This window comes from Buchnera aphidicola (Pemphigus populi) (genome assembly GCF_964058935.1).
Taxonomy (GTDB): Bacteria; Pseudomonadota; Gammaproteobacteria; order Enterobacterales; family Enterobacteriaceae; genus Buchnera_C; species Buchnera_C aphidicola_D.
Map to the genome: position 1 here is coordinate 134316 of NZ_OZ060372.1, position 24963 is coordinate 159278.

Annotated in this window: 19 protein-coding genes; 10 read left to right on the plus strand and 9 right to left on the minus strand. The window is 24.6% G+C overall.

Annotated features, from left to right (window positions below):
* Window positions 1–74: 74 nt before the first annotated feature.
* The 6 genes from rpmI to tgt all read left to right on the plus strand — a co-directional run bounded on the left by rpmI (window position 75) and on the right by tgt (window position 6641).
* On the plus strand, window positions 75–272 hold the full coding sequence (gene rpmI / locus AB4W65_RS00610) for a 50S ribosomal protein L35 (RefSeq protein ID WP_367673810.1): 198 nt from the start codon (window positions 75–77) through the stop codon (window positions 270–272).
* A 40-nt stretch (window positions 273–312) separates the two neighbouring features.
* Window positions 313–666 (plus strand): 50S ribosomal protein L20, encoded by a 354-nt coding sequence (gene rplT, locus AB4W65_RS00615; protein WP_367673695.1) that lies wholly within the window; start codon window positions 313–315, stop codon window positions 664–666.
* A gap of 198 nt (window positions 667–864) precedes the next feature.
* The gene (pheS, locus tag AB4W65_RS00620) at window positions 865–1827 is read left to right on the plus strand and encodes a phenylalanine--tRNA ligase subunit alpha (protein ID WP_367673811.1); all 963 of its coding nucleotides are present in this window, start codon (window positions 865–867) and stop codon (window positions 1825–1827) included.
* A 19-nt stretch (window positions 1828–1846) separates the two neighbouring features.
* Complete coding sequence (pheT, locus tag AB4W65_RS00625; protein WP_367673696.1) at window positions 1847–4255, plus strand: phenylalanine--tRNA ligase subunit beta; 2409 nt, start codon at window positions 1847–1849, stop codon at window positions 4253–4255.
* Window positions 4242–4550, plus strand: coding sequence for an integration host factor subunit alpha (locus AB4W65_RS00630; RefSeq protein WP_367673697.1), 309 nt, complete (start codon window positions 4242–4244; stop codon window positions 4548–4550). The genes pheT and AB4W65_RS00630 overlap by 14 nt, the downstream gene beginning before the upstream one ends.
* Before the next feature lie 990 nt (window positions 4551–5540).
* Window positions 5541–6641 (plus strand): tRNA guanosine(34) transglycosylase Tgt, encoded by a 1101-nt coding sequence (gene tgt / locus AB4W65_RS00635; RefSeq protein ID WP_367673698.1) that lies wholly within the window; start codon window positions 5541–5543, stop codon window positions 6639–6641.
* A gap of 257 nt (window positions 6642–6898) precedes the next feature.
* Here the strand turns inward: tgt and glyS are convergent, their stop codons facing one another.
* Both glyS and glyQ read right to left on the minus strand, forming a co-directional pair.
* A complete protein-coding gene (gene glyS, locus AB4W65_RS00640) occupies window positions 6899–8974 on the minus strand; it encodes a glycine--tRNA ligase subunit beta (protein ID WP_367673699.1) in 2076 nt (691 codons plus the stop codon).
* 18 nt (window positions 8975–8992) lie between these two features.
* A complete protein-coding gene (gene glyQ, locus AB4W65_RS00645; RefSeq protein WP_367673700.1) occupies window positions 8993–9883 on the minus strand; it encodes a glycine--tRNA ligase subunit alpha in 891 nt (296 codons plus the stop codon).
* Between the two features lie 367 nt (window positions 9884–10250).
* Here glyQ and nfo point away from each other — a divergent pair, with 367 nt between their 5' ends.
* Both nfo and rplY read left to right on the plus strand, forming a co-directional pair.
* Window positions 10251–11090, plus strand: coding sequence for a deoxyribonuclease IV (gene nfo, locus AB4W65_RS00650; RefSeq protein WP_367673701.1), 840 nt, complete (start codon window positions 10251–10253; stop codon window positions 11088–11090).
* A 191-nt stretch (window positions 11091–11281) separates the two neighbouring features.
* A complete protein-coding gene (gene rplY, locus AB4W65_RS00655; RefSeq protein WP_367673702.1) occupies window positions 11282–11566 on the plus strand; it encodes a 50S ribosomal protein L25 in 285 nt (94 codons plus the stop codon).
* Between the two features lie 188 nt (window positions 11567–11754).
* Here rplY and AB4W65_RS00660 read toward each other — a convergent pair whose 3' ends face one another.
* On the minus strand, window positions 11755–12513 hold the full coding sequence (locus AB4W65_RS00660; RefSeq protein ID WP_367673703.1) for a DedA family protein: 759 nt from the start codon (window positions 12511–12513) through the stop codon (window positions 11755–11757).
* Between the two features lie 595 nt (window positions 12514–13108).
* Between AB4W65_RS00660 and rsmA the strand changes: the two genes are divergently transcribed.
* Together rsmA and apaH are read left to right on the plus strand one after the other, a co-directional pair.
* Window positions 13109–13918, plus strand: coding sequence for a 16S rRNA (adenine(1518)-N(6)/adenine(1519)-N(6))-dimethyltransferase RsmA (rsmA, locus tag AB4W65_RS00665; protein ID WP_367673704.1), 810 nt, complete (start codon window positions 13109–13111; stop codon window positions 13916–13918).
* A gap of 67 nt (window positions 13919–13985) precedes the next feature.
* Entirely contained in the window at window positions 13986–14804 is an 819-nt protein-coding gene (gene apaH / locus AB4W65_RS00670; protein WP_367673705.1) for a bis(5'-nucleosyl)-tetraphosphatase (symmetrical) ApaH, read from the plus strand.
* A 4-nt stretch (window positions 14805–14808) separates the two neighbouring features.
* Here apaH and folA read toward each other — a convergent pair whose 3' ends face one another.
* The 6 genes from folA to ileS form a co-directional block, all read right to left on the minus strand.
* Window positions 14809–15297, minus strand: coding sequence for a type 3 dihydrofolate reductase (gene folA / locus AB4W65_RS00675; protein WP_367673706.1), 489 nt, complete (start codon window positions 15295–15297; stop codon window positions 14809–14811).
* A 28-nt stretch (window positions 15298–15325) separates the two neighbouring features.
* The gene (carB, locus tag AB4W65_RS00680; protein WP_367673707.1) at window positions 15326–18538 is read right to left on the minus strand and encodes a carbamoyl-phosphate synthase large subunit; all 3213 of its coding nucleotides are present in this window, start codon (window positions 18536–18538) and stop codon (window positions 15326–15328) included.
* Between the two features lie 13 nt (window positions 18539–18551).
* Window positions 18552–19676 (minus strand): glutamine-hydrolyzing carbamoyl-phosphate synthase small subunit, encoded by a 1125-nt coding sequence (gene carA, locus AB4W65_RS00685; protein WP_367673708.1) that lies wholly within the window; start codon window positions 19674–19676, stop codon window positions 18552–18554.
* 37 nt (window positions 19677–19713) lie between these two features.
* Window positions 19714–20526, minus strand: a complete 813-nt coding sequence (gene dapB / locus AB4W65_RS00690) for a 4-hydroxy-tetrahydrodipicolinate reductase (protein WP_367673709.1) — start codon at window positions 20524–20526, stop codon at window positions 19714–19716.
* Between the two features lie 866 nt (window positions 20527–21392).
* Window positions 21393–21881 carry a signal peptidase II gene (gene lspA / locus AB4W65_RS00695; RefSeq protein ID WP_367673710.1) on the minus strand — a complete coding sequence of 163 codons (489 nt, stop codon included), beginning with the start codon at window positions 21879–21881 and terminating at the stop codon, window positions 21393–21395.
* The gene (gene ileS / locus AB4W65_RS00700; protein ID WP_367673711.1) at window positions 21868–24690 is read right to left on the minus strand and encodes an isoleucine--tRNA ligase; all 2823 of its coding nucleotides are present in this window, start codon (window positions 24688–24690) and stop codon (window positions 21868–21870) included. The genes lspA and ileS overlap by 14 nt, the downstream gene beginning before the upstream one ends.
* Window positions 24691–24963: the final 273 nt, after the last annotated feature.

A 24963-nucleotide genomic window follows, 5' to 3' on the forward strand; every position in this document is an offset into this window, starting at 1 on the left:
GTGATAAATAAAATATTTTTAAGTGATATATGAATATTAGTATTTTTATTAATATTAGCATGGAATATACTATTATGCCTAAAATAAAAACCTTACGTAGTGCAGCAAAAAGATTTAAAAAAACTGCATCAGGTATGTTTAAGCACAAACAGTCTAATTTGCGTCATCTGTTAACTAAAAAAACAACCAATAGAAAACGTCATTTACGTTCTAAAAAAATAATTTCAAAAGGAGATGCAAGTAAGGTAATTTTTTTATTGCCATATTCATAATTTTTTTGTTTTTTAATTAGAATATTTAAAAGGAGATCAAGTGGCTCGTATAAAACGTGGTGTTGTAGCTCGAGCTCGTCATAAAAAAATTTTAAAACAAGCAAAAGGATATTATGGAGCGCGCTCTCGGGTTTATCGAGTGGCTAATCAAGCTGTAATTAAAGCTGCTCAATATTCTTATCGTGATCGTCGTCAGCGTAAACGTTTATTCCGTAGATTATGGATTTCTCGTATTAATGCGGCAGTTCGACAAAATGCAATATCTTATAGTAAATTTATGTATGGTTTAAAAAAATCTGATATAAATATAGATCGTAAAATTCTTTCAGAAATTGCAATTTTTGATTCTAATGCGTTTAGTGTATTAATTGAAAAAGCAAAATTTGCATTATAGTAAGTTTGTTAAAAAATAGGAGGGAGTAACCAATCTCCCCTCATAATGTATCTGAATATTTTGTTATATTATTAAATTTTTTTACTTATTTATAGTGTTTCACTATATTTTGATAGGTATAGAATATAATTGATATGTGAATGTATCAATTAATTAAAAAAAGAGTTTAGAATAATGATTTTAGATCCTCAGGAATTAATGAATTTAATTAATATTGATTTAAAAAAAACTAAAAATATAAAAGAACTAGAAAAATTAAAAGTAAAATATTTAGGTAAGAATAGTTACCTATCTAATCAATTTTTTAACTTAAGGAAACTATTTTTAAAAGAAAAAATAAAATATAGTGCCATTTTAAATCAGTTAAAATTAGAGATGCAATCTAAAATTTTAGAACGTAAAAAAAAATTAGAATTTTTGTTGAATGAAAAAAAAATAAGAAAGGAAAACATTGATACTTCATTATCTGGTCGTCGTATTGAAAATGGTACGCTGCATCCAATAACAACTATAATTAATAATATAGAATATTTTTTTTTACATTTAGGATTTAAATCAGTTACAGGTCCTGAAATAGAAGATGAATATCATAATTTTAGTGCATTGAATATTCCTAAAAATCATCCTTCTAGATCGAATAAAGATACTTTTTGGTTTGATATTAATAGGTTACTGAGGACTCAGACATCAAGTATGCAAATTCGTATTATGGAAAAAGAAAAACCTCCTATTAAAATTATTGTACCTGGTAAGGTATATCGGAATGATTATGACGCCACTCATACTCCAATGTTTCATCAAATTGAAGGCTTAATTATTGATAAAAAAATTAATTTTTCTAATTTAAAATGGATAATACAAAAATTTTTATATGTGTTTTTTGGAAAAGATGTAAAAATAAGATTTAGAGTATCCTATTTTCCATTTACAACTCCGTCCGCAGAAATTGATATTATGGGAAATAATAGAGAATGGATAGAGGTATTAGGATGTGGAATGGTGCATCCTAATGTGTTAAATAATGTTGATATTAATCATAGGAAATATAAAGGTTGTGCTTTTGGTTTAGGAGTTGAAAGAATGGCGATGTTATATTATCAGATTTCCGATCTACGTTATTTTTTTGAAAATGACCTAAGGTTTTTAAAACAGTTTAAATAAGATAAAAATGGTAATTTTTATGGAATTTAGTGAAAAATGGTTACGAGAATGGATTAATCCAGAAGTAAATAGTAGAGCACTTTGTGATCAAATGACTAAATCTGGATTAGAAGTAGAAAGTATTAGAAAAATTTCCAATGTATGTAAAGGAATACTAATAGGTGAAGTAATTTCTTGCATTATTCATCCCAATTCTAGTGAATGGAATATCATCACAGTAGAAATTGGGATAAGTAATAAGATCAATGTTATTTCTAACATATTTGATATCGATAGAGGTATGAAAATAGTTATAGCTCCTGTTGGTTCTATTGTGTTTAATAACATTATTATTAAAGAAATAAACATAGAAGGGAGAATATCGCAAGGCGTATTATGTTCATTTTTTGAATTAGGTATGTTTGAATATGAAGATAATATAATTATATTACCTTCTAATGTTCCTATTGGTACAGATATTAAAGAATATTTTTTATTAAATGATAATGTTATTAAAATTGCTATTACGCCAAATCGTTTTGATTGTCTTGGAATTATTGGAATAGCTCGAGAGTTAGCGGTTCAGAATAACATGAAACTACCTAGTCTTGTTAGTTATCGTATGAAATCGGTAATTAATGATACACTTCCAATTATTTTAAAAGTACCTGATATCTGTCCTCGTTATTTTTGTAGAATAATTAAGAATATTGCTCAGGATGTCAAAATTCCTATTAGAATGAAAGAAAAACTTAGACGATCTAATGTAAATACCAATAATGTTATTTTAGATATAATTCATTATGTTTCTTTAGAACTCGGTTTGCCTTTACATGTTTTTGATGCAGATTGTATTTCAGGTAATATTATTGTAAGAATGTCAAATGAAAATAAAGAGATTGCAGTTGTTAATGGTAATTTTATTAATATTAGTAAAAATACACTTTTAATTTCTGATAATGATAATATTTTATCAATAGGTGGTAATGTTAATACTGATGTTGCTGTAGTAACAAAAAAAACTAAAAATTTGTTTATTGGATCTGTTTTTTTTAATGTTTCTTCTAAACATAAAAGAGATATCCATTATGGAGAAAAAAATTATATAACTAATTGTTATGAATATGGTATTGATCCTGATCTCCAAGAATGTGCTATAGAGTACTGTTCTTATTTACTTACGGATATTATTGGAGGTAGTATTGGTCCATTAATTTATAAAATAGATAAAAATAATTTTGTTAAAACTAAGAATATTAAATTATATCGGAATACTGTGAATCAAGTACTAGGTTTTTTTATTCCGGATAAGACAATATTAAATATATTAACTAATCTTGGTTTTCAAGTAGTGAAAAATTTTAAATATTGGGAAATTAAACCACCTTCTTGGCGTTTTGACGTGAATATAGAAGAAGATGTGATAGGAGAACTCATTCGTATTTATGGATACGATAAAATTACTACTATGCCATATTATGGTGATATGCAAGTAAATATATATGGTAGTACAGATAATTTTTTAAAAAGAGTTAAAAACCTTCTTATAGATAAAGGATTTTACGAGATTATCACGTATAGTTTTGTGGATCCTGATATACAAAATTTATTATTTCCTAATAAAAAAAAATTATTATTATCTAATCCAATTTCTCAGGATATGTCGTCCATGAGAATATCTTTGTGGCCAGGATTACTTGCAACATTATCTTATAATCAATGTCGTCAAGCAGAACATGTTTGTTTATTTGAAACTGGATTATGTTTTACAGAAGATAAAAACCAAGATATAGGCGTGAAGCAAGATATTTATTTAGCTGGTATAGCACAAGGTTATATTTATGGCAATAAATTTTGGGATCATACAGATAAAAAAATTGATTTTTACGATATAAAAGGTATTTTAGAGTCTATATTAGAAATTAATGGTACATTAAAAAATGTAAACTTTAAAAAAGGGTATTTATCTTGTTTACATCCAGGTAAAACTGCTGCTATTTATTATTTTGAAAAATTAATCGGATATATGGGTGTATTACATCCTAATGTGGAAAAAAAATTGAAATTGAATAGTGAAATTATTCTCTTTGAGATTTTATGGAATGATATTGTGCATGAAAAACTTTTAAAGATAAAAAATATATCATATTTTCCAAAAAGTAAACGAGATATTTCGATTATAGTATCAGATGATATTCCTGTAGGTGATATTATCAACTTATGTAAAAATACAGATTTAGATAGGATAAAAGAAGTGTATGTATTTGATGTATATTATGGTAATAATATAGGAATAGGAAAAAAAAGTTTAGGAATACGTTTTATTTTTGAAGATGTTTTAAAAACATTAGAAGATTATGATATTGATTTAATTATTAGTCGTTGCATATCTAAATTAAAAAAAATATTTAAAATTGTAATGAGGGATTTAACATATGGTATTAACTAAGTCTAAAATATCAGATTATCTGTTTGATTACTTAAAGATAAAAAAACAAGATGCTAAAAATATTGTGAAATATTTTTTTAAGGAAGTAGGGGATGCTTTAGAAGATGGTGAAAAAGTTAAGTTGTCAGGATTTGGTAATTTTAATTTAAGATTTAAAAAAGAACGTCCAGGTAGAAATCCTAAGACAGGAGAAAGTATCGTTATTACATCTAGACGTGTTGTAACATTCAAACCTGGAAAACAATTAAGAAATAGGATTGGAACATTATTAGTTAAAAAAAATCGTTTTAGATAAACTGTTTGCCATGTTTAATTTTTTGATGTTAAATTTTTAATTAGCATATTAAATATTAATAACGTATAAATTAATGATTTTTTAATAAAAATACATTATTTTAAATGGTTATATTTAAAGTAATGTGTTTTTCTTTCTCACATTGTAAAATATATTTTTATTAAAAAATATTAAAAATAATTACTATTATAAAAAAATTCTAAAATAGAGTATTAGTTAATACATATTAAGTAATGTATATATTTTTAATAAAATTTATTTATTAAAATTTATTGATAAATATCATATTTTTTAAAAGTATAAAAATATCATTCCATAAAATTCTTCACAAAATAATTTTATAAATAATGTTGAGTTGATGTACTTTTAATAAAAAACATTATTATATCTATTTTTTAATTAAAAAATAGATTTTGGTTATGATGGTTTATATTTATTAATATGTATTAAAGAGTAAGGATATATAGCTGAATTAGTTTTTTTATTTTTTACAGTATTAAACAATATTTAAAATTAAATTAATAAATTTTTATTTCAATTTTTTATATATATTTTATATTTTTTTATTTTAAAGTTATTAATTTTATTATATTAATGTATAAAAATATTGATCTATAAGATTATTTATATAATAGAAGGAGAATATAAAATACTAGTCAGAATTTATGCACCACATTCTTAATATTTTTATATAAACATTCTATGATATATTTTATTTTTTATTTGTCTTGGATATATTTTTAATATTTTAAAATCACCAGTTTTTATTTTTATAAATACAAATATCATATATATGATAATTTTATTAAATAGATAAATATTTTTAGTAAATTTATAATATATATTTTAAAAAATCTTAAAAATGATAATTTCTATGATTAAATAATTGTTATATGTAACAATTATTTTTTTACGATTATGATAATAAATTTTGTTTTTATCACAAAACGTTATTTTGTTTAATTTTTATTAAATATTTTTAGGAAAAAAATGAATTTCTTTCTTTTAAAACAAGATAATCAAGCTAGAGTTGGTTTATTAATATCTAATAGGGGTATAATAGAAACGCCGGTATTTATGCCGGTTGGAACTTATGGTTCAGTTAAAGGTATAACTGTTAAAGAATTAGAATCTACAGGTACAAAAATTATATTAGGAAATGCTTTTCATTTATCATTAAGACCAGGTGAAAAAATTATAAAATTGCATGGAAGTTTACATAATTTTATGCAATGGAAGGGGCCTATTTTAACAGATTCCGGGGGTTTTCAAGTATTTAGTCTTTCTAGTATGAGAAAAATAGAAAAGGATGGTATCCTTTTCCGTCATCCTATTGATGGTAGGAATGTTTTTCTCACTCCAGAAATATCAATGAATGTACAATATGATCTTGGTTCTGATATAGTCATGTGTTTAGACGAATGTACATCCTATCCCGTTAGTTTGGAAAAAGCAAAAAATGCTATGGAAACATCATTAAGATGGGCAGTACAATGTCGCAAATATTTTGATTTAAAAAAAAATAAAAATTTACTATTTGGGATAATTCAAGGATCTGTATTTCAAGAATTAAGAGATTATTCTATTAAAGAATTACTTAAAATAAATTTTGATGGTTATGCCTTAGGAGGTTTTGCGGTTGGTGAACCTAAAGAAAATATGTATCCTTTATTAGAGCATATCTGTAATCAACTTCCAATGAATAAACCAAGATATTTAATGGGTGTTGGTAAACCTAATGATTTAATTGAAGCTGTTCGCAGAGGAATAGACATGTTTGACTGTGTTTTACCTACTCGTAATGCAAGAAATGGTTACCTATTTGTTAGTGATGGAATTATAAGAATTCGAAATAGAAAATATAAAAATGATTTATCGGTATTAGATAAAACATGTACTTGTTATACGTGTCAATATTATAGTCGTGCTTACTTACATCATTTAGATCGTTGCAATGAAATATTGGGAGCACGTTTAAATACAATTCATAATTTACATTATTATCAAAATCTTATGAATGATATACGTATTGCTATTAAGAAAAATAAATTTAATAAATTTACAGAAGATTTTTTTAACCGCGTTAAATAAAAAATATGAATAATATTTTTTATTTAAATAAAATATAAATTATTTTTTGATTTTACATCAATATTTAAATTAGTAAATATTATTAAAGTAGTTCTTATCAATTTAATATTGATTAAAAAAAATTTTTATTTATTTATATATCATCTAATATGAATAGATTCTGGTGTACAATAGTATCATATACTATTTACTACTATTAATAGTATATGATTTTATATTTTTATTAGTAAAATTTTTATTAAAGATTGTATTAATAATTAATCAATTATTGTTAAATAAGAAAAATTGGTAATATTTAAAAATATTTTATTTATTTTATATAAGATAGTTAATCTATTAGTTCTTATATCTGGATCTATATGGTTGATAACGACTGAGTTGAAAAACAGTTCTATAGAATCAGTTATTGTAACAATATGAAATAATGCTTCTTTATATTTTCTTTTAAAAAATAAATGGGGCAAAATAATATTTAAATTTTTAATTTTTTTATTAAGTATCATTTCTGACGGATCTTTTATTAAAGTGACATCGATATGTTCATTGGTTTTTTTGTTATTTTTTTCTAAAAATTTACAGATTCTTTTATTGACCAATATTAGAGATTTATAATTTTTTAATTTTTGAAAATATGCAATTGCTTTGATACGTTCGTCTATATCTACTAGTTGAGTGAAATTACATGATAAAACTGATCTGATAATATCAATAGAATATCCTTGACGATGATAAAAAGAATAACATCTTTCTAATATGAACTTTGTTAAGTATTTTATAATTATTTTTTTATCAGTAATTGTTTCATATAAATTTATAGATTTATTTAATAATTTTTTTAAATCAATTAATATTTTTTTTGAAATAATAATACGTATAATTCCTACGGCAGCGCGTTTTAAAGCATATGGATCTTTATCTCCTTTAGGATATTCTCCGATACTAAATATACCTGATAACGTATCAATTTTATCTGCAATAGCTAAAGCACAAGAAATTAAATTTGATGGTAGTTTGTCTCCAGAAAATCTGGGTTGGTAATGTTCTTTTATTGCTATTGCTATTTCTTTATTTTCTTTGCTATTTATTGCATAGTACATACCTATGATACCCTGAATTTCTGGGAATTCAAAAACCATATTAGTGGTTAAATCACATTTAGATAATGTAGCAGCTCGTATTGCATTGGGTACATTGGCATAGATAAGTGGTGCTATCCATGTAATCAATGATATAATTCGACTAGTTTTATCATATAATGAGCCTAATTTTTTTTGAAATGATATATTTTTTAAAGTAGGTAAATAATCTTCTAGTTTTTTTTGTATATCGTTTCTAAAAAAAAATTCAGCATCTTTGAATCGAGCATGTATTACATTTTCATTACCAGAAATGATACATTGTGGATAATAGGATTGAATATTAGTTATAAAAACAAAATATGGCATTAGTTTTTTATTTGTATTGTATACAGGAAAATATTTTTGATTATAGGTCATGATATGTATGAGTATTTCATGAGGAAGTATAAGAAATTTTTCGTCAAATTTTCCAATTAAGGCCACTGGTGATTCAACCAAAGCAGTAATTTCTTCTAATAAAGAATCAGAATATTTTAGTATTCCATTAATTTTTTTAGCTTCTAGATCAGCATATTTTTTTATTTCTTCTTTTCTACTGCTAAAATGAGCAATAATTTTTGCTTTTTTAAACAAAATATTTGGATATTGATTAGCGTGGTTAATAATTATTTTAGTATTTCTGATAGATAAATGATTTCTTAATATTCGATCTGATTGGATATCAAATATTTTCATATCAATTATTTTGTCTTCTAATAAAACACTGATATTCCTTATAGGACGAGAAAATTTAAATTTATCATTAGTCCATTTCATGAAAGAATAAGTTTTAATATTTTTTATTGATACTGTAATTATTTTTGGAAGAATGGTATCAATACTTTCTTCTTTTATGTCAGAGGTATAGCATAACCATTCTCTTTTATTTTTTTTTATTCTTTTTGCTTGTTTAAGATTAATTCCACAAGATTTTGCCCAATTTAAAGCAATATCAGTTGGATGTCCTTGATGATCAAACGCATGAAGGATAGATGGTCCTTTTTTTTTAATTTCTTTTTTAGTATAAGTTGGATTGATATTTTTAATTTTTACAGCTAGACGTCTTGGAGTAGCATATGAGATTATTTTTTTATATTTAATATTGTATGAATTTAATTCATGAATAATGTTGTTAGAAAAAGATAGGATAAGATTACGTAATTTTTTTGCTGGGAGTTCTTCGGTTCCTATTTCTACCAATAATATTTTTTCCATGTGATTATACCCTAATATTTAAATAGATTTTTTATTTTTTTTAAAATCATAATATATTTGTGCTATAGAATTAGTAATTTTACGTATATATAAGATGTATTTTTGACGCTCTGTTATTGATAATGCTTTTCTGGCATCAAGTATATTAAAGATATGTATGGCATGTAATATATTTTCATAACATGGAAATATAAGAACAGGAGTTTGTTCTAGTAAACTTATGGATTCCTGTGAGTACTGTTTAAATAATTTATATAGTAAATCAAGAGTAGCATATTTAAAATTATATAAAGATTGTTCTTTTTCGTTTTTTAGAAAGATATCACCATATGTGACTAATTTGGGTTGATCATTCCATAAAATATCATAAACGTTATTTTTATTTTGAATATGCATATTAATTCTTTCAAGACCATAAGTGATTTCTACGGTAATGGGATTGCATTCAATCCCTCCTACTTTTTGAAAGTAAGTAAATTGTGTAATTTCCATACCATTTAACCAGATTTCCCAACCTATTCCTGATGCTCCTAATGTCTGATTTTCCCAGTTATCTTCAATAAAACGTATATCATGAATATTTAAATCTATTTGTAATGCATTTAATGAATCTAGATAAATTTCTTGAATATTATGAGGAGCAGGTTTAATAGCTACTTGAAATTGATAATAGTGTTGTAAACGATTTGGATTTTCTCCATAACGTCCGTCAGTAGGTCTTCTAGAAGGTTGTACATATGCAAAGCTAAAAGGTTCGATACCGATACTCCCAAAGAAAGTTTTATTATGAAATGTACCTGCGCCAACTGGTATATCTAGTGGTTGTATAATTGTACAACCATGTTTTAACCAGTATGTTTGTAAAATACATATAACATTATGAAAGGTTTTATTATTAATAATATTCATGAGGTTCCAATATTTAATTTAAATTTTTACTTATAATTAGTATATATGTTGAAATAAATTTGTATAATTATAAATTAATCAGTAATATGAAGTTTTAAAATATTTTAATATTCATAATAATTTATGATTAATATAGTTTTTACTTGTATACAAGTATTAGTTTTCTACTATAGAAAATATTTTTACTAATGTAATTAATTGAAGTATGAAAATTATTATGTTTCGGAAATATAAAGATAATAATCTTACTATTTTCTTACAGAATAAAAAATAATATTATTATATTAATAATATGCATTATTAATACGATTATTAACTACAGTATAAAATTAAATATGTAAATATTTATTCAAGGAACTGGGTATATATGAAATATATTGGCGCTCATGTTAGTATTGCAGGTGGATTAGATATATCTGTATTACGTGCGCATCAACTAGGAGCGACTGCTTTTTCATTTTTTACTAAAAATCAAAGAAAATGGGAATCCATTCCTTTGAGTAAAAAAGTTATTTCTGATTTTAAAGAAGCATGTAATAAATTTAATTATCAAGCACATCAAATTTTACCACATGGTAGTTATTTAATTAATTTAGGTCATCCTGATAATGATTTATTGAAGAAGTCTAGATATGCATTTTTGGATGAAATTATTAGATGTCATGATTTAGGTTTGATATTATTTAATTTTCATCCAGGTAGTTTTTTATATAAAATTACCGAAGAATCCTGTTTAAAAAGAATAGCTGATTCTATTAATTGGTCTTTAAATAAAACTAAAGATGTTACTCTTGTAATAGAAAATACAGCAGGTCAAGGCTCTAATATTGGTTATTGTTTTGAACATTTGGCAGCTATTATTAATGATATTGAAGATAAAACTAGAATTGGAGTATGTTTGGATACTTGTCATCTATTTTCTGCTGGTTATGATTTACGTACAAAAAATACATATGATAGCACTTTTAAAAATTTTGATAAAATAGTAGGTTTAAATTATTTAAGAGGAATTCATATTAACGATTCTAAAAATTGTTTAAATAGTCATATTGATCGCCATCATAGTTTAGGACAAGGGGAAATTGGTTATGAGGCCTTCGCTTGGATGATGAAAGATCATCGTTTTGACAATATTCCTATTATTTTAGAAACAATTAACTCTAATATCTGGTCAGAAGAAATTTCTTGGCTTAAATCCCAACAGTAATATTATTGGTTAATAATAGTAAAATACTATATTTATATCTATTTTTATCAGTAATATATTTATTTAAATATATAAGTACATTGCAATTGTAATATAATATCAGATTATATTATAAATACACAATAATGACATTTTATTTTTATTTATTATTAATATATTATATATTTATATTAACTTTATGAGAACTCATTATGTTTATCATTGATGGTAAAATAAGAAATAAAAAAGGGAAAAGTGCTAGTAGATGTCTGCGTTTAAAACATAAATTACCAGCTATTCTTTATGGGAAAAAAAAACATAATCTTGCTATTGAATTAGATCATGATAGTGTGTTTAATATGCAATTAAAACATAATTTTTACAAAAAAAATTGTTATTTAGTATTAGAGGGTATAAAATATTTAGTAAAAATTAAATCTATTCAAAGACATTCGTTTAAACCTAAATTGTTACATATTGATTTTTTATATGTTTAATATTTTGAATATAATGCATAGTTTTTAATACGTCGGCACGTAGCGTCTTTGATTATTATGCTATAATAAGGTATTAATCTTAATAGATTAATACTATTTTGTGCCGATGTTTAATTATAGTAAACTACTATTAATAAAATTAATATTACTATTTTATATACAATATAAAATTAATTTATTTTTTATGTTTATAAAAATATTATTCCTAAAGTTTTTTGAAAAACTTTCATTTCAGGATGAAATTGTATAGATATTATACTAATAATGCTTATTAATGTGCTAATCATAGTTAAATATTTCATTTTTTTTTCAGATAATGAAAATATTATATAACCATATTTTTTAAACTTCCACCATCTCCATGATATCCATAATGTAAACCAAATTAAAGATAAAATAGCTAAGATACACCATTTAAAATTATTATTTATTTGATCAAAAGGAGTATTTATTACTATTCCAGCCAGAACACCGGGTAAAAAATATATAGGAGGCCATAGTAAACATCCAATTATACTTGGTATAATAAACTTTTTTAATGGTAATTTTAACATTCCACAAACCATCGGTACTAAAGGTCTTGTTGGACCAATAAATCGTCCTATTAATATAGTAATGATATTATGTTTATATAAAGTATTCTTAATTTTTTTTAAGATGAATTGATGTTTTTTTAATAGAGATAAATTGTGCAACCAATTTTTGAAACGCCAGCCAATATAATAAGAAGTCCAGTCTCCAAGTGAACAGCCTATGATACCAGCTATCCAAGATGAATAGAAGTTTAAGGATCCATGTCCAATTAATGTTCCTAAACCAGCCATTAATACGATACCTGGTAGAAATAATCCTATAAGTGTTAAAGATTCTAAAAAAGATACAACAAATACTATAATATATAAATAAGAAAGAGATTTTGTAATGATATATGTTAACCAAGATTCCATGGGTTTTATTTCTTATAAATTAGTATTAATTATTTTAAATTTATTTTTATACGAATAAATATCTTTATTTTTTAAATAAATATGGTGTACTGAATATAAATTAATAAATGAATTACGTCGGAATTTATTATAAGCAATATTCAATAAAATATCTCCGAACTGTAACTTTTATTTAAGAATAACAGAAGTAATTATTATATGAAAATAAATAAATGATAATATATATTGTATATATTATCTATAATTATTCTTGATAGAATTAATATTCTATGTATATGATTTATAAAATAAATATTTTTACCAATATATGATATAAAGTATAATTATATTAATTAATATTAATTTTTTAAAAAAATTTTTAATAATATATTTATCAAATATAAAGTTGGACAGATTAGAATAATTATATAAAATAAATACTGAATATCGAATATGAATATATAAAAATAAAAACACTAAAATATGTAATCATATTACTTAATAGTAATAAATACGGTATTAATCATTGTGATAATATTTTTATAAATTAAGAAATAAATTTATTTTTCAAAAACATACATTTAGTGTATTTATTATAAATATAATTATAGTTATTATGTTAATAAATAGAATGAAGTATTTTAGAAGTCATAGACCTAATAAAAAATTAGGTCAACATTTTCTTATAGAAAAAGATATTATTAATCAAATAGTTAAGCATATTAACCCGAAATTGCAAGATAATATTGTAGAAATAGGACCAGGTTTAGCTGCATTAACACAACCAATGTGTGAATTCTTAGAAGAATTATATGTAATTGAACTGGATACTGATTTAGTTAACTATTTGTTAGAAACTTCATTTGCAAAGAAATTAAAAATATTTGCAAGTAATGCTATTAATTTTAATTTTTTAGATATTTTCAATAAAAAAAATAAAAATATACGTATTTTTGGTAATTTACCATATAATATTTCTATTCAATTAATTTTATATCTTTTTAAATCTTGTAGTATTATTGAAGATATGCATTTTATGTTTCAAAAAGAAGTGGCCTATCGTTTATCCGCTTCGCCTGGAAATAAATGTTATGGTCGTTTAAGTGTAATAACTCAGTATTATTGTGATGTAATACCATTATTAACTGTATTTCCAAATTCTTTTTTACCTACTCCAAAGATAGATTCAGTTTTTGTTAGATTAATTCCTCATGTAACATTTCCTGTATTCATTAATGATATTAAGGTTTTAGAAAAAATAACAAATGAAGCATTTGGGCAAAGAAGAAAAATATTACGTCATAGTTTATCTAAATTTTTTAATGTTGAAACATTAATAAAATTAGGAGTTAATCCTACGTTAAGAGCAGAAAATGTAACGGTATCACAGTATTTAAAGTTAGCTTACTATTTAATAATGAAGTAATATCATTTAAATTAAATTTAATTTAAATGATATTAAAAACAATAAAAAAATAATTTTGGATTTTTAAATGAGTACATATCTTGTAGGTGATATACACGGTTGTTTTAATCAATTAAAGTTATTATTACGTCAAGTATCATTTAATGTAGACAAGGATACACTTTGGTGTACAGGTGATTTGGTATGTCGAGGTGCTAACTCATTAGATGTATTGTGTTTTTTATATTCTCTCGGAGACAGAGTTAAAATAGTACTAGGTAATCATGATTTATATTTATTATCGGTATATTATGGGATTAATAATAATAAAAAAGAAGATTTTGTTACTGATGTTTTAAAATATAAAGATGTTAAAGTATTGATGTCTTGGTTGCGTAAGCAACCTTTGTTGCAGATAGATGAAGAAAAAAAAATTATTATGTCTCATGCTGGAATTTATCCTAAATGGAATTTAGACACCTTAATAAGGTGTGCTAGAGAAATAGAATCAATATTGTCCAGTGAAGACTATCTGATTTTTTTACATTTATTGTATGAAAATAATTTAAATAATTGTACTACGAATCTTACAGGATTTAATCGTTTACGTTTTATTGTTAATGTGTTTACGCGTATGCGTTATTTATATCCAAATGGTGATTTAAATATGGTTTGCAAAGAATCTCCGTCAAAGTTTACGTTGCCACTACAACCTTGGTTTTCTGTTGGTAACAATATACATAAAAAATATACTATTTTTTTTGGACACTGGTCATCTCTATTAGATGATAATTTGCCATATAATATTTATGCATTAGATACAGGATGTTGTTGGGGAAAAAAATTAAGTATGATATATTTAGAAGATAAAATTTATTTTTCTCAAGATTGCTTAGTAAATAAGTAATATATTATTTTTTATTTTTTCTTTTTAATATTTGGAATTGATAATCACAATTAGTAATTTTATCAGCATAATGATATTCATTTAATACAGTATTCCATTTTATTTTTTTATAATTTGGAAAATAAGTATCTCCCGTAACATGAATATTAATATGAGTTAAATATAATTTATCGATTTTATATAATATTTGTGCATAAATACTACCTCCTCCAATGATCATGATTTCTTTTTTATATTGCGCTAATTTTATAGCTTGATCAATAGAATTAGCCGAGATTACTCCATCTTTTTTAATTTTTTTTTTACTTACTACAATATTCTCTCTCATAGGTAATATTTTTCCGATTGATTCCCATGTTACTCGTCCCATGATAACACTTTTATATAGCGTATGTTTTTTAAACCATGCAAGGTCTTTAGGAACGTTCCATGGTAGTTTATTCATATTACCAATAACTTGGTTGTTAGATATAGCAGCAATTATACTAATCATAATATTTATCTATTATATAATAAAAAAATTATATTTTTTTATGGATTTCTTGTAAGGATAATATATCCTTTATAGGATTTTTAGATATTGCCATCACAGTAGCGAAAGCTCCATTTAACGTAGTATCATAGTGGACTTTATATTGTAGAGCACTTTGGCAAATTAATTCGTTTTGATTAATAGATTGATAAGATTCAGTTGTATTAACTATGTAAACGTATTCTCTATTTTTTAATCGATCTCGTATATCTGGACGACCTTCGTGTATTTTGTTAACTAATCTAGAATAAATACCAGCTTTTCTTAAAGCTATATTTGTTTTTAAGGTAGTGTCTAATTTAAAACCTATTTTTTTTAGTTTTATTGCTAAGTTTATAACGTTTTTTTGATCTTTAGTTTTGACGGAAATTAGAACTCTTCCTAATTTTTTCATATCAATGTGAGCTCCTAGCATGGCTTTAGAAAATGCTTCTGAAAAATTTTTACCTATCCCCATCACCTCTCCTGTAGATCTCATTTCTGGACCAAGTATTGGACTAACTCCTGGAAATTTATTAAATGGTAGCACCACTTCTTTTACAGAATAATGATCAGGAATAATTTCTTTTATATATCCTTGTTCCATTAAGGTTTTTCCACACATAACTCGTGCGGCAATTTTTGCTAATGATATTCCTATTGCTTTGGATACAAATGGAACACTTCTAGATGCTCTTGGATTCACTTCTATAATATATATTTCTTTATTTTTAACAGCAAATTGTACGTTCATTAAACCTTTTACTGATAATGCAATAGCGAGCTTTTTTACTTGTTTTCTAATAGAATCTTGTATTTTCATATCTAATGTATAAGTAGGTAAAGAGCAAGCTGAGTCTCCTGAATGTACTCCTGCTTGTTCTATATGTTCCATAATACCACCTATTAATACATTTTTCCCATCACAAATAGCATCGACATCTATTTCTATGGCATTTTCTAAATAATGATCAAGAAACATTTTAGTATTATTTTTTAATTTATTATTAAAATATTTCTCAAGATTTTCAATATTATAAAAAATTTCCATTTCTCTTCCACCTAAAACATAAGATGGTCTAACCATAATGGGAAATCCGATTTCTTTAGATTTTCTTTTTGCTTCTTTTAAAGTGGTAACTATTGTATTTAATGGTTGTTTTAAGTTTAACATTGATACAATTTTTTGAAAACGGTTTCGATCTTCTGCTTGATCAATAGAATCTGGAGTGGTGCCGATAATTGGAACTCCTTCTTCTAAAAATGAATTAGCTAGTTTTAATGGTGTTTGGCCTCCAAACTGTATAATTACACCATAAGGTTTTTCTATTTTTACTATTTCTAAGATATTTTCAAGAGTTAGAGGTTCAAAATATAAACGATCAGAAACATCGAAGTCAGTAGATACTGTTTCTGGATTACAATTGATCATAATTGTTTCAAAACCATCTTCTCGTAAAGCTAATGCAGCGTGTACGCAACAATAATCAAACTCAATACCTTGGCCTATTCGATTAGGGCCACCACCTAGAATTATTACTTTTTTATTTTTTTTATTTGGATTAGATTCACATTCTTCTTCCCAGGTAGAATATAAGTATGCAGTTTCGGTGGAAAATTCAGCAGCACAAGAATCTATTCGTTTATATACTGGATGTAGATTTAGTTGGTAACGAATTTGTCTTATCTCTTTTTCATATATTTTAAGCAAATTTGCTATACGTGCGTCAGAAAATCCTTTTTGTTTTAATAATTTAAGAAAAAAATAATTTAATCCTTTTATGCCTTTTTTTTCTATTTTTTTTTCTAAATATACCAGTTCTTGAATTTGTATTAGAAACCATTTATCAATTGATGTTAAATTATATACATATTCTATAGACATACCCATTCTAAAAGCATCAGCAATATACCAGATACGTTCGGAACCTGCTTCTTTTAGTTCATATTTAATTTTAGAGGATGATAGTTTATTTTTTTTGTTGAATTTAGATTCCAATCCATGATATCCGATTTCTAATCCTCTAATAGCTTTTTGTATCGATTCTTGAAAAGTACGACCAATTGCCATTACTTCACCAACAGATTTCATTTGAGTTGTCAGTCTATCATTGCATCCTGAAAATTTTTCAAAATTAAATCGAGGAATTTTAGTTACTATATAATCTATAGCTGGTTCAAATGAAGCGGTTATATTCATTCCTGTAATATCGTTTTTTAACTCATCAAGAGTATATCCAATTGATAACTTAGCAGCAATTTTAGCTATTGGAAATCCAGTTGCTTTAGAAGCTAATGCTGATGATCTCGATACTCTTGGATTCATTTCAATAACAACCATTTTTCCATTTTTAGGATGAATAGCAAATTGAACGTTAGATCCTCCTGTTTCTACACCAATTTCTCGTAAAATATCTATAGATGCATTTCTCATGATTTGATATTCTTTATCCGTTAGTGTTTGTGCTGGAGCAACAGTAATAGAATCTCCAGTATGTATACCCATTGGATCGAAATTTTCAATTGAACAAACTATAATACAATTATTATTTTTATCTCTGATAACTTCCATTTCATATTCCTTCCATCCGATAAGGGATTCATCAATCAAAAGTTCTTGAATAGGTGACAATTTAAAACCTGTTTCACATATTTCTTTAAATTCCTCATGGTTATATGCAATACCTCCGCCACTACCGCCCATTGTAAAAGAAGGACGAATAATACATGGAAATCCTATTTTTTTAGAAATATTGATAGCTTCTTCCGTATTATGTGCTATCCCTGATTTAGGAGTTTCTAAATTAAGTTTTTTTATTGATTTTTCAAATAACGAACGATTTTCTGCTTTCTTAATTGCATTAATAGTTGCTCCTATAATTTTAACGTTAAATTTTGATAAAATTCCTTTTTCTTCTAATTCCAAGGTGCAATTTAAAGCAGTTTGTCCACCCATAGTAGGTAATAATGCATCTGGTTTTTCTCTTTTTATAATTTTTTCAACGATTTTCCAGTTAATCGGTTCAATGTACGTGGCATCAGCCATATCTGGATCAGTCATAATTGTAGCTGGGTTAGAATTAACTAAAATGATTCTTAATCCTTCTTCTTTAAGTGCTTTACAAGCTTGTACACCTGAATAATCAAATTCGCATGCTTGTCCAATTACAATTGGTCCAGCTCCTAAAATTAAGATAGATTTTATATCTTTTTGTTTTGGCATTGTAATTATTTTCCTAAATATTAATATTATTCATATTATTTTTTATTAACATCATGAAATGATTAAATAAAGGCATGGCGTCCTGAGGACCAGGACTGGCCTCTGGGTGTCCTTGAAATCCAAATGCTGCTTTATCTTTTAGATGAATCCCTTGTAGTGAATTGTCAAAAAGAGATTTATGTGTAATTTCTATATTTCTTGGTATATTATCAGGATCGACAGTAAAATTATGATTTTGAGTAGTAATCATTACCTTATTTTTTAAAATATCTTTTACTGGATGATTAGAACCATGATGCCCAAATTTCATTTTTATAATTTTAGCACCATTAGCTAATGCTAATAATTGATATCCTAAACAAATTCCAAAAATAGGTATATTTTTTTTTAAAAATATTTTTATTGCAGTAATGGCATAAATACATGCTCTAGGATCTCCTGGTCCATTTGATAAAAAAATACCATCGGGAGATAGTTTTAGCACCTCTTCTGCAGGAGTTTGTGCTGGAACAATGGTTAATTTACATCCTTTACTTGATAATATAGATAATATATTTTTTTTTACACCATAATCATACACTATAACATGACAAAATTTTTTTTCTTGTTTGATAGATTTATCATGATTCCATTTATAAGTAAAATTAGTAGATACTTTTTTAGCTAAATCCATTCCTTCAAGACTTAAAAATTTTTTATTTTTTTCAATAGCTGTAGAGAGATCAATTGTGTCTTCAGTAAAAATACATCCATGTTGAGAGCCATTTTGACGTAATATTCGTGTTAATTTTCTTGTATCAATATTAGCAATAGAAATAACTTTATTTTTTTTAAGATAATTTTGGAGATTACATGAAGATCGATAATTACTAGATATTAAAGAAATGTCTTTAATGATCAATCCTCTTATATGAATTTTATTAGATTCCACATCAACGATGTTAGTACCAACATTACCAATATGAGGATGTGTAAAGGTAATTATTTGATGTGAATAAGAAGGATCTGTTAGGATTTCTTGATAACCAGTCATAGATGTATTAAATACAATTTCACCAATAGTGAAACCTGATATACCTATTGATTGACCATAAAAAATTGTTCCATCTTGTAAAATTAATGTTGCCGATTTATGCAAATTATTCTCCTTTTTTATATTTTAAGTTGAAGATGAATTAAACATTTAGTACATCTTGCATGGTAAAAAATCCTATTTTTTTTGTATATAGCCACGTAGCTGCTTGAATAGCTCCCTGTGCAAAAGGAATTCTGCTGCTTGCTTTATGGCTAATTTCTAGACGTTCTCCTATATTAGCAAATATAATAGTATGTTCTCCAACAATATCACCTGCTCTAATCATAGAAAATCCAATTTTTTGTTTTTCTCGAGAACCAATTAATCCTTTTTTTCTATATAAAGAATAGCGGTCTAGATTCCATTTCATTTTTTTTGCTATTGTTTCTCCTATGGTTAAAGCAGTTCCTGAGGGGGCATCTATTTTATTTTTATGATGTGATTCGATAATTTCAATATCGGTATCATGATTTATAGCTTGTACTGTTATTTCTAACATTTTTAAAATAATATTAATTCCTATACTAAAATTTGAACTTAATACAATACCGATATTTTTACTAACAGATTGAATTTTGTTCTGTTCTATTTTAGAAAATCCAGTAGTTCCGATAACCATATTTTTTTTATATTTTTCGCATATACCTAAGTTTTTTATGGTATTTTCAGGAGTACTAAAATCGATAAGAACATCAAAATTATTAATTTCTTTTTCTAAATAATGACTAGTATTTAAACCTATTTTACCGATATTTAATATTTCTCCTATATCATCTTGAATGTATGTATTTTCCTTATTTACTAAGACAGAGTTTAAAACAATTGTTTTTTTTTTAATGATTTCTTTTATTAACGTTTTTCCCATTCTTCCTAAAGCACCAGAAATACCTAATCTTATTAGTTTATTTTTCATTTTTGATTCCCTTTTGGTATTGTATAAATAATGAAAATTTAATAATTATATTCAATGCAATATTATATATAAAAATGTGATGCATCGTTATTAATATGATAAATATATACACTATTAACTTTTTTATAATATGATCAATTGAAAATTTATATTTTTGTTAATTACTTTTCTCTTTTTAATTTTTTGATACTAAATTATTATTGTACTTATGAGTTTATTGAGTTCTATTACCAAATTGTAAAAATTTTTATCATACTTTGATTTAATTTTTTTATTTTTATTTAATTTAATATTATTTTTTTACATTGATAATGTTTATAATTTTTTTAATAAAATTTAGGTGTGGTTGTTGTATGATGCACCAAGATATTTTTTTACCATAAAAAATTTTTTATTATTAAAGATTATTTTGTATTGTTTTTTATCTTTAATATACGCATGATGTCCTAAATTTTTATCTTTTCTGATATTATTTTTACTTTGATAGTTTTTATCTCATTAAATAAGATTGATTCTTTAATGATTTATTAAATTTTTAAATATATCATTTGACTGATTAACGGATTTTATTAAATATAGTTAAACGTCTTTTAATACTTTTTTAATCATTTTTTCATATTTTATGAAAATAAAATATGAAAAAGATCAGTAGATATGCTAGAAAGTTTTTGTAATAAAATTGTTTTTACTAACGTAAATGATTAATGACGTATTGATTATGTATTATTTTATATTTGACATCAACCAATATGCCCAACATTTTTAATAGATTAGTGATAATATTATTTACTGTTTTTTGGTTTTTTAAAAATAACTATTTAGTAAATATTTATATATAATTTGTATTGATTAATTTTTTATAAAAATTATTTAAAATAATTACATTTAATTAATAATACACTTCCAATAAAAATACTAATATCTGCAATATTGCAGGTAGCAAAATGCCAATTAAAAATATGTAAATCAATAAAATCTACTATAAAACCATGAGTAATGCGATCTAATAAATTACTTATTGCTCCACTAATAATAAAAATATAAGATAAATAATTATTTTTATAATATCTTATAGAAGAATATATTATATTAAAAATCACTGTAATCATTATTACATTAGAAATAATTAAAAACCAATATTGCCATGTTTTTCTGTCAGAAAATATACCGAATACACTTCCATAATTATTAATATAAAAAAAATTAAATATAGGTAATATAATTTTGAATTCATGTAATGAAAAATTATTTATAATAAATTGTTTGCTACTAAAATCACTGATTGAAATTATTAAAAATAAAAGAATATAATAATTTTTTTTTAAAAAAATAATTATTTTATTATATAAATTCACGTTTTTCACCAGAATTAGATGTATTTTTAATACATCTACTACATATATTGGAATATAAATGATTATATTCAAGATGATTGACATAATGCCAGCAACGTAGGCATTTTTTCCCTTTATGTTTATTACAATCAATTTTAATATTTTTAATAATTTTACTTTTTATAGCACTAGATGGTGCCGATATATAATCTTTTACCTGACAATCAGAAGTGATGAAAAAAAATTTTAGTTCTGTACCAAGTAATTTTAATTTTTTCTTCGTATCGGTATCTACGTATAGTATTATTGATGCTTCTAAAGAAGTACCAATTTTTTTATTCAATCTTGCTTGTTCTAATACATGATTGACTTCATTTCTAATTATTATTAATGTATTCCAATCTTCATTATTTAATAATTGATTATCTTCTAAACTAAATAAATCAATGAACCATTCTTCGGCAAATAGGCATTTATTATATTGGTCTGGTAAATATGTCCATATTTCATCAGCAGTAAATGATAGGATAGGAGAAATCCATCTTACTAAAGCTTGCAATATTAAATACATTGCTGTTTGGCAACTTTTTCTAGGATAACTTTTATATTTTGTTGTGTATAAGCGATCTTTAATAATATCCAGATAGAAAGCGCTCATTTCTATAGAACAGAAATGAATGAGGAGTTTTATAACTTCATGAAATTTATACTTATCGTATAAGTATTTAATTTTTTTTTGAGTTTCTAACGTTTTTGAGATAGCCCATCGATCCAAATAAATCATATTTTCAAAGTTAATAGAGTCTTTTTTTGGATCAAATTGATTTAAATTTGCAAGAAAAAATCTGATAGTATTTCTAATTCTTCTATAGTAATCAGACGATTGTTTTAATATCTCATACGAGATAAACATATCTTTAGAATAATCAGTAGAAGCAACCCATAAACGTAAAATATCTGCACCTAAATTTTCAATAATACTAATTGGACTAATAGTATTTCCTATAGATTTAGACATTTTTCTTTTATTTTCATCTACTGTAAATCCATGGGTAATAATTTCATGATAAGGGGTTTGCTCTGAAATTGCCATAGAGACAATTAGAGAAGACATAAACCAACCGCGATATTGGTCTGAACCTTCCAAATATAAATTAGCTTGATCGTTTATGAGATTAATATCTTGATATATTTTTGATATTTGAATAGATCCAGATTCAAACCATACATCGAGCACATCAAGTATTTTTTCATATTGATTTGCATCATTTGTTTTTATTAAATCTTTTAGTTCCAGGTCCCACCATATTTGAATACCTTCCAGTGATACTCTTTGTGCTATTTTTTCAATTAAAAAAATGGTTTTTGGATGAAGACATCGGGTTTCTTTATGTACAAAAAGTGTAATAGGAATGCCCCATGTTCTTTGTCTGGATATACACCAGTCGGGACGATTAGATATCATTGATTCCATTCTTTCTTTTCCCCAAGTGGGTATCCAGTTAATATATTGTACTTCTTTTTTAGTTTTTTCCCTTAAATTCATGTGATCTATATCAAGAAACCATTGCGGAGTGGCTTTAGAAATAATAGGTGTTTTATGGCGCCAACAATATGGATAACTATGTGTAATATTAGACTTATGTAATAATATTTTATTTTTTTCTAAAATATCTATAATTATATTATTAGATTCAAATATATTTAAATTATTTAATGCTGGATGTATATCTCTTTTAAAGTATCCTTTAGAATCAATAATATTAGTTAATTTTATTCCGTATTTTTTAGAAACTTCGTAATCTTCTTGACCGTAATCAGGAGCAGTATGTATAGCACCTGTTCCCATATCTTTTGTCACGTGTGTAGCTAGTATAATAGGTATATTAAAATTTAAAAATGGATGAGAAAATTCTAAATTTTCTAATTTTTTTCCTATTGTAGTCCCAATAATTTTCCACTTCAAGATCCCTATTTTTTTTAGTGTTGCTTCAACTAAATGTTTTGCTATAATAATAGTGTTATTTTCTATTTTTATTAGTTGATACTCAAAATTTGGATGTAATGTAATCGCACGGCAAGCAGGAAGACTCCAAGGTGTGGTGGTCCAAATTAGTATATTAGATTGTTTTAATTTAATCTTAGTAAGATTAAATATTTCTTTAATAAAATCAATATTTTTTGTTTTTAGCATAAAAATAATAGAATCTGATATTTTCTCATAATATTCTACTTCTGCTTCAGCTAGAGAAGAAGAACAATCAAGACACCAATGTACTGGACGAAAATCTTTATATATGTATCCTTTTTTGATAATTTTAGATAGCGAAAGAATAACATTAGCTTCGTTTTTAAAATCCATAGTTAAGTAAGAATTGTCCCAATCTCCTAATATTCCTAAACGTATAAAGTCTTTTTTTTGTTTTTTTACTTGTTTTTCTGCATATTTCCTGCAATAGGATCTAAATTCTTTAAAAGATACGTCCTTACCTGGTTTTCCAATAATATTCTCAACTTTATGTTCGATGGGTAGTCCATGACAATCCCATGTTGGTGTGTAAGGAGCATCAAATCCTGATAGATTTTTTGATTTTATAATGATATCTTTTAAAATTTTGTTAACAGCATGTCCAAGATGAATATTGCCATTTGCATACGGTGGACCATCATGCAATAAAAATTTCTTCTTCCCTTTTTTAGCAATTCTTATAATTTTATATAAATTATTATTTTTCCATTTTTTTATTATTTCTGGTTCTTTTTGAGATAGATTTCCTTTCATAGAAAATTTTGTTATTGGTAAATTTAAGGTAAATTTATAATTTTTCATATACATTCTCATATATCAATATCAGTTGTAATTATTTATTATAGTAATTAAGAGTTATTGGAATCTTTTTACAAAAATTTTTAATACTTATTTAAAAAAATAATTTTTTATTATTAATTTTTATATGATATCACTTCTATTTTCTTTTATATAAATTAATTTTTATATCGAATAAATGAATTTTAAGTTATTAGTGGGATTAAAAAAAATAAATTTAATACTAATATTAATAATTCTAAAATTTTTTAACAATGTATATGTTCTGATTATATA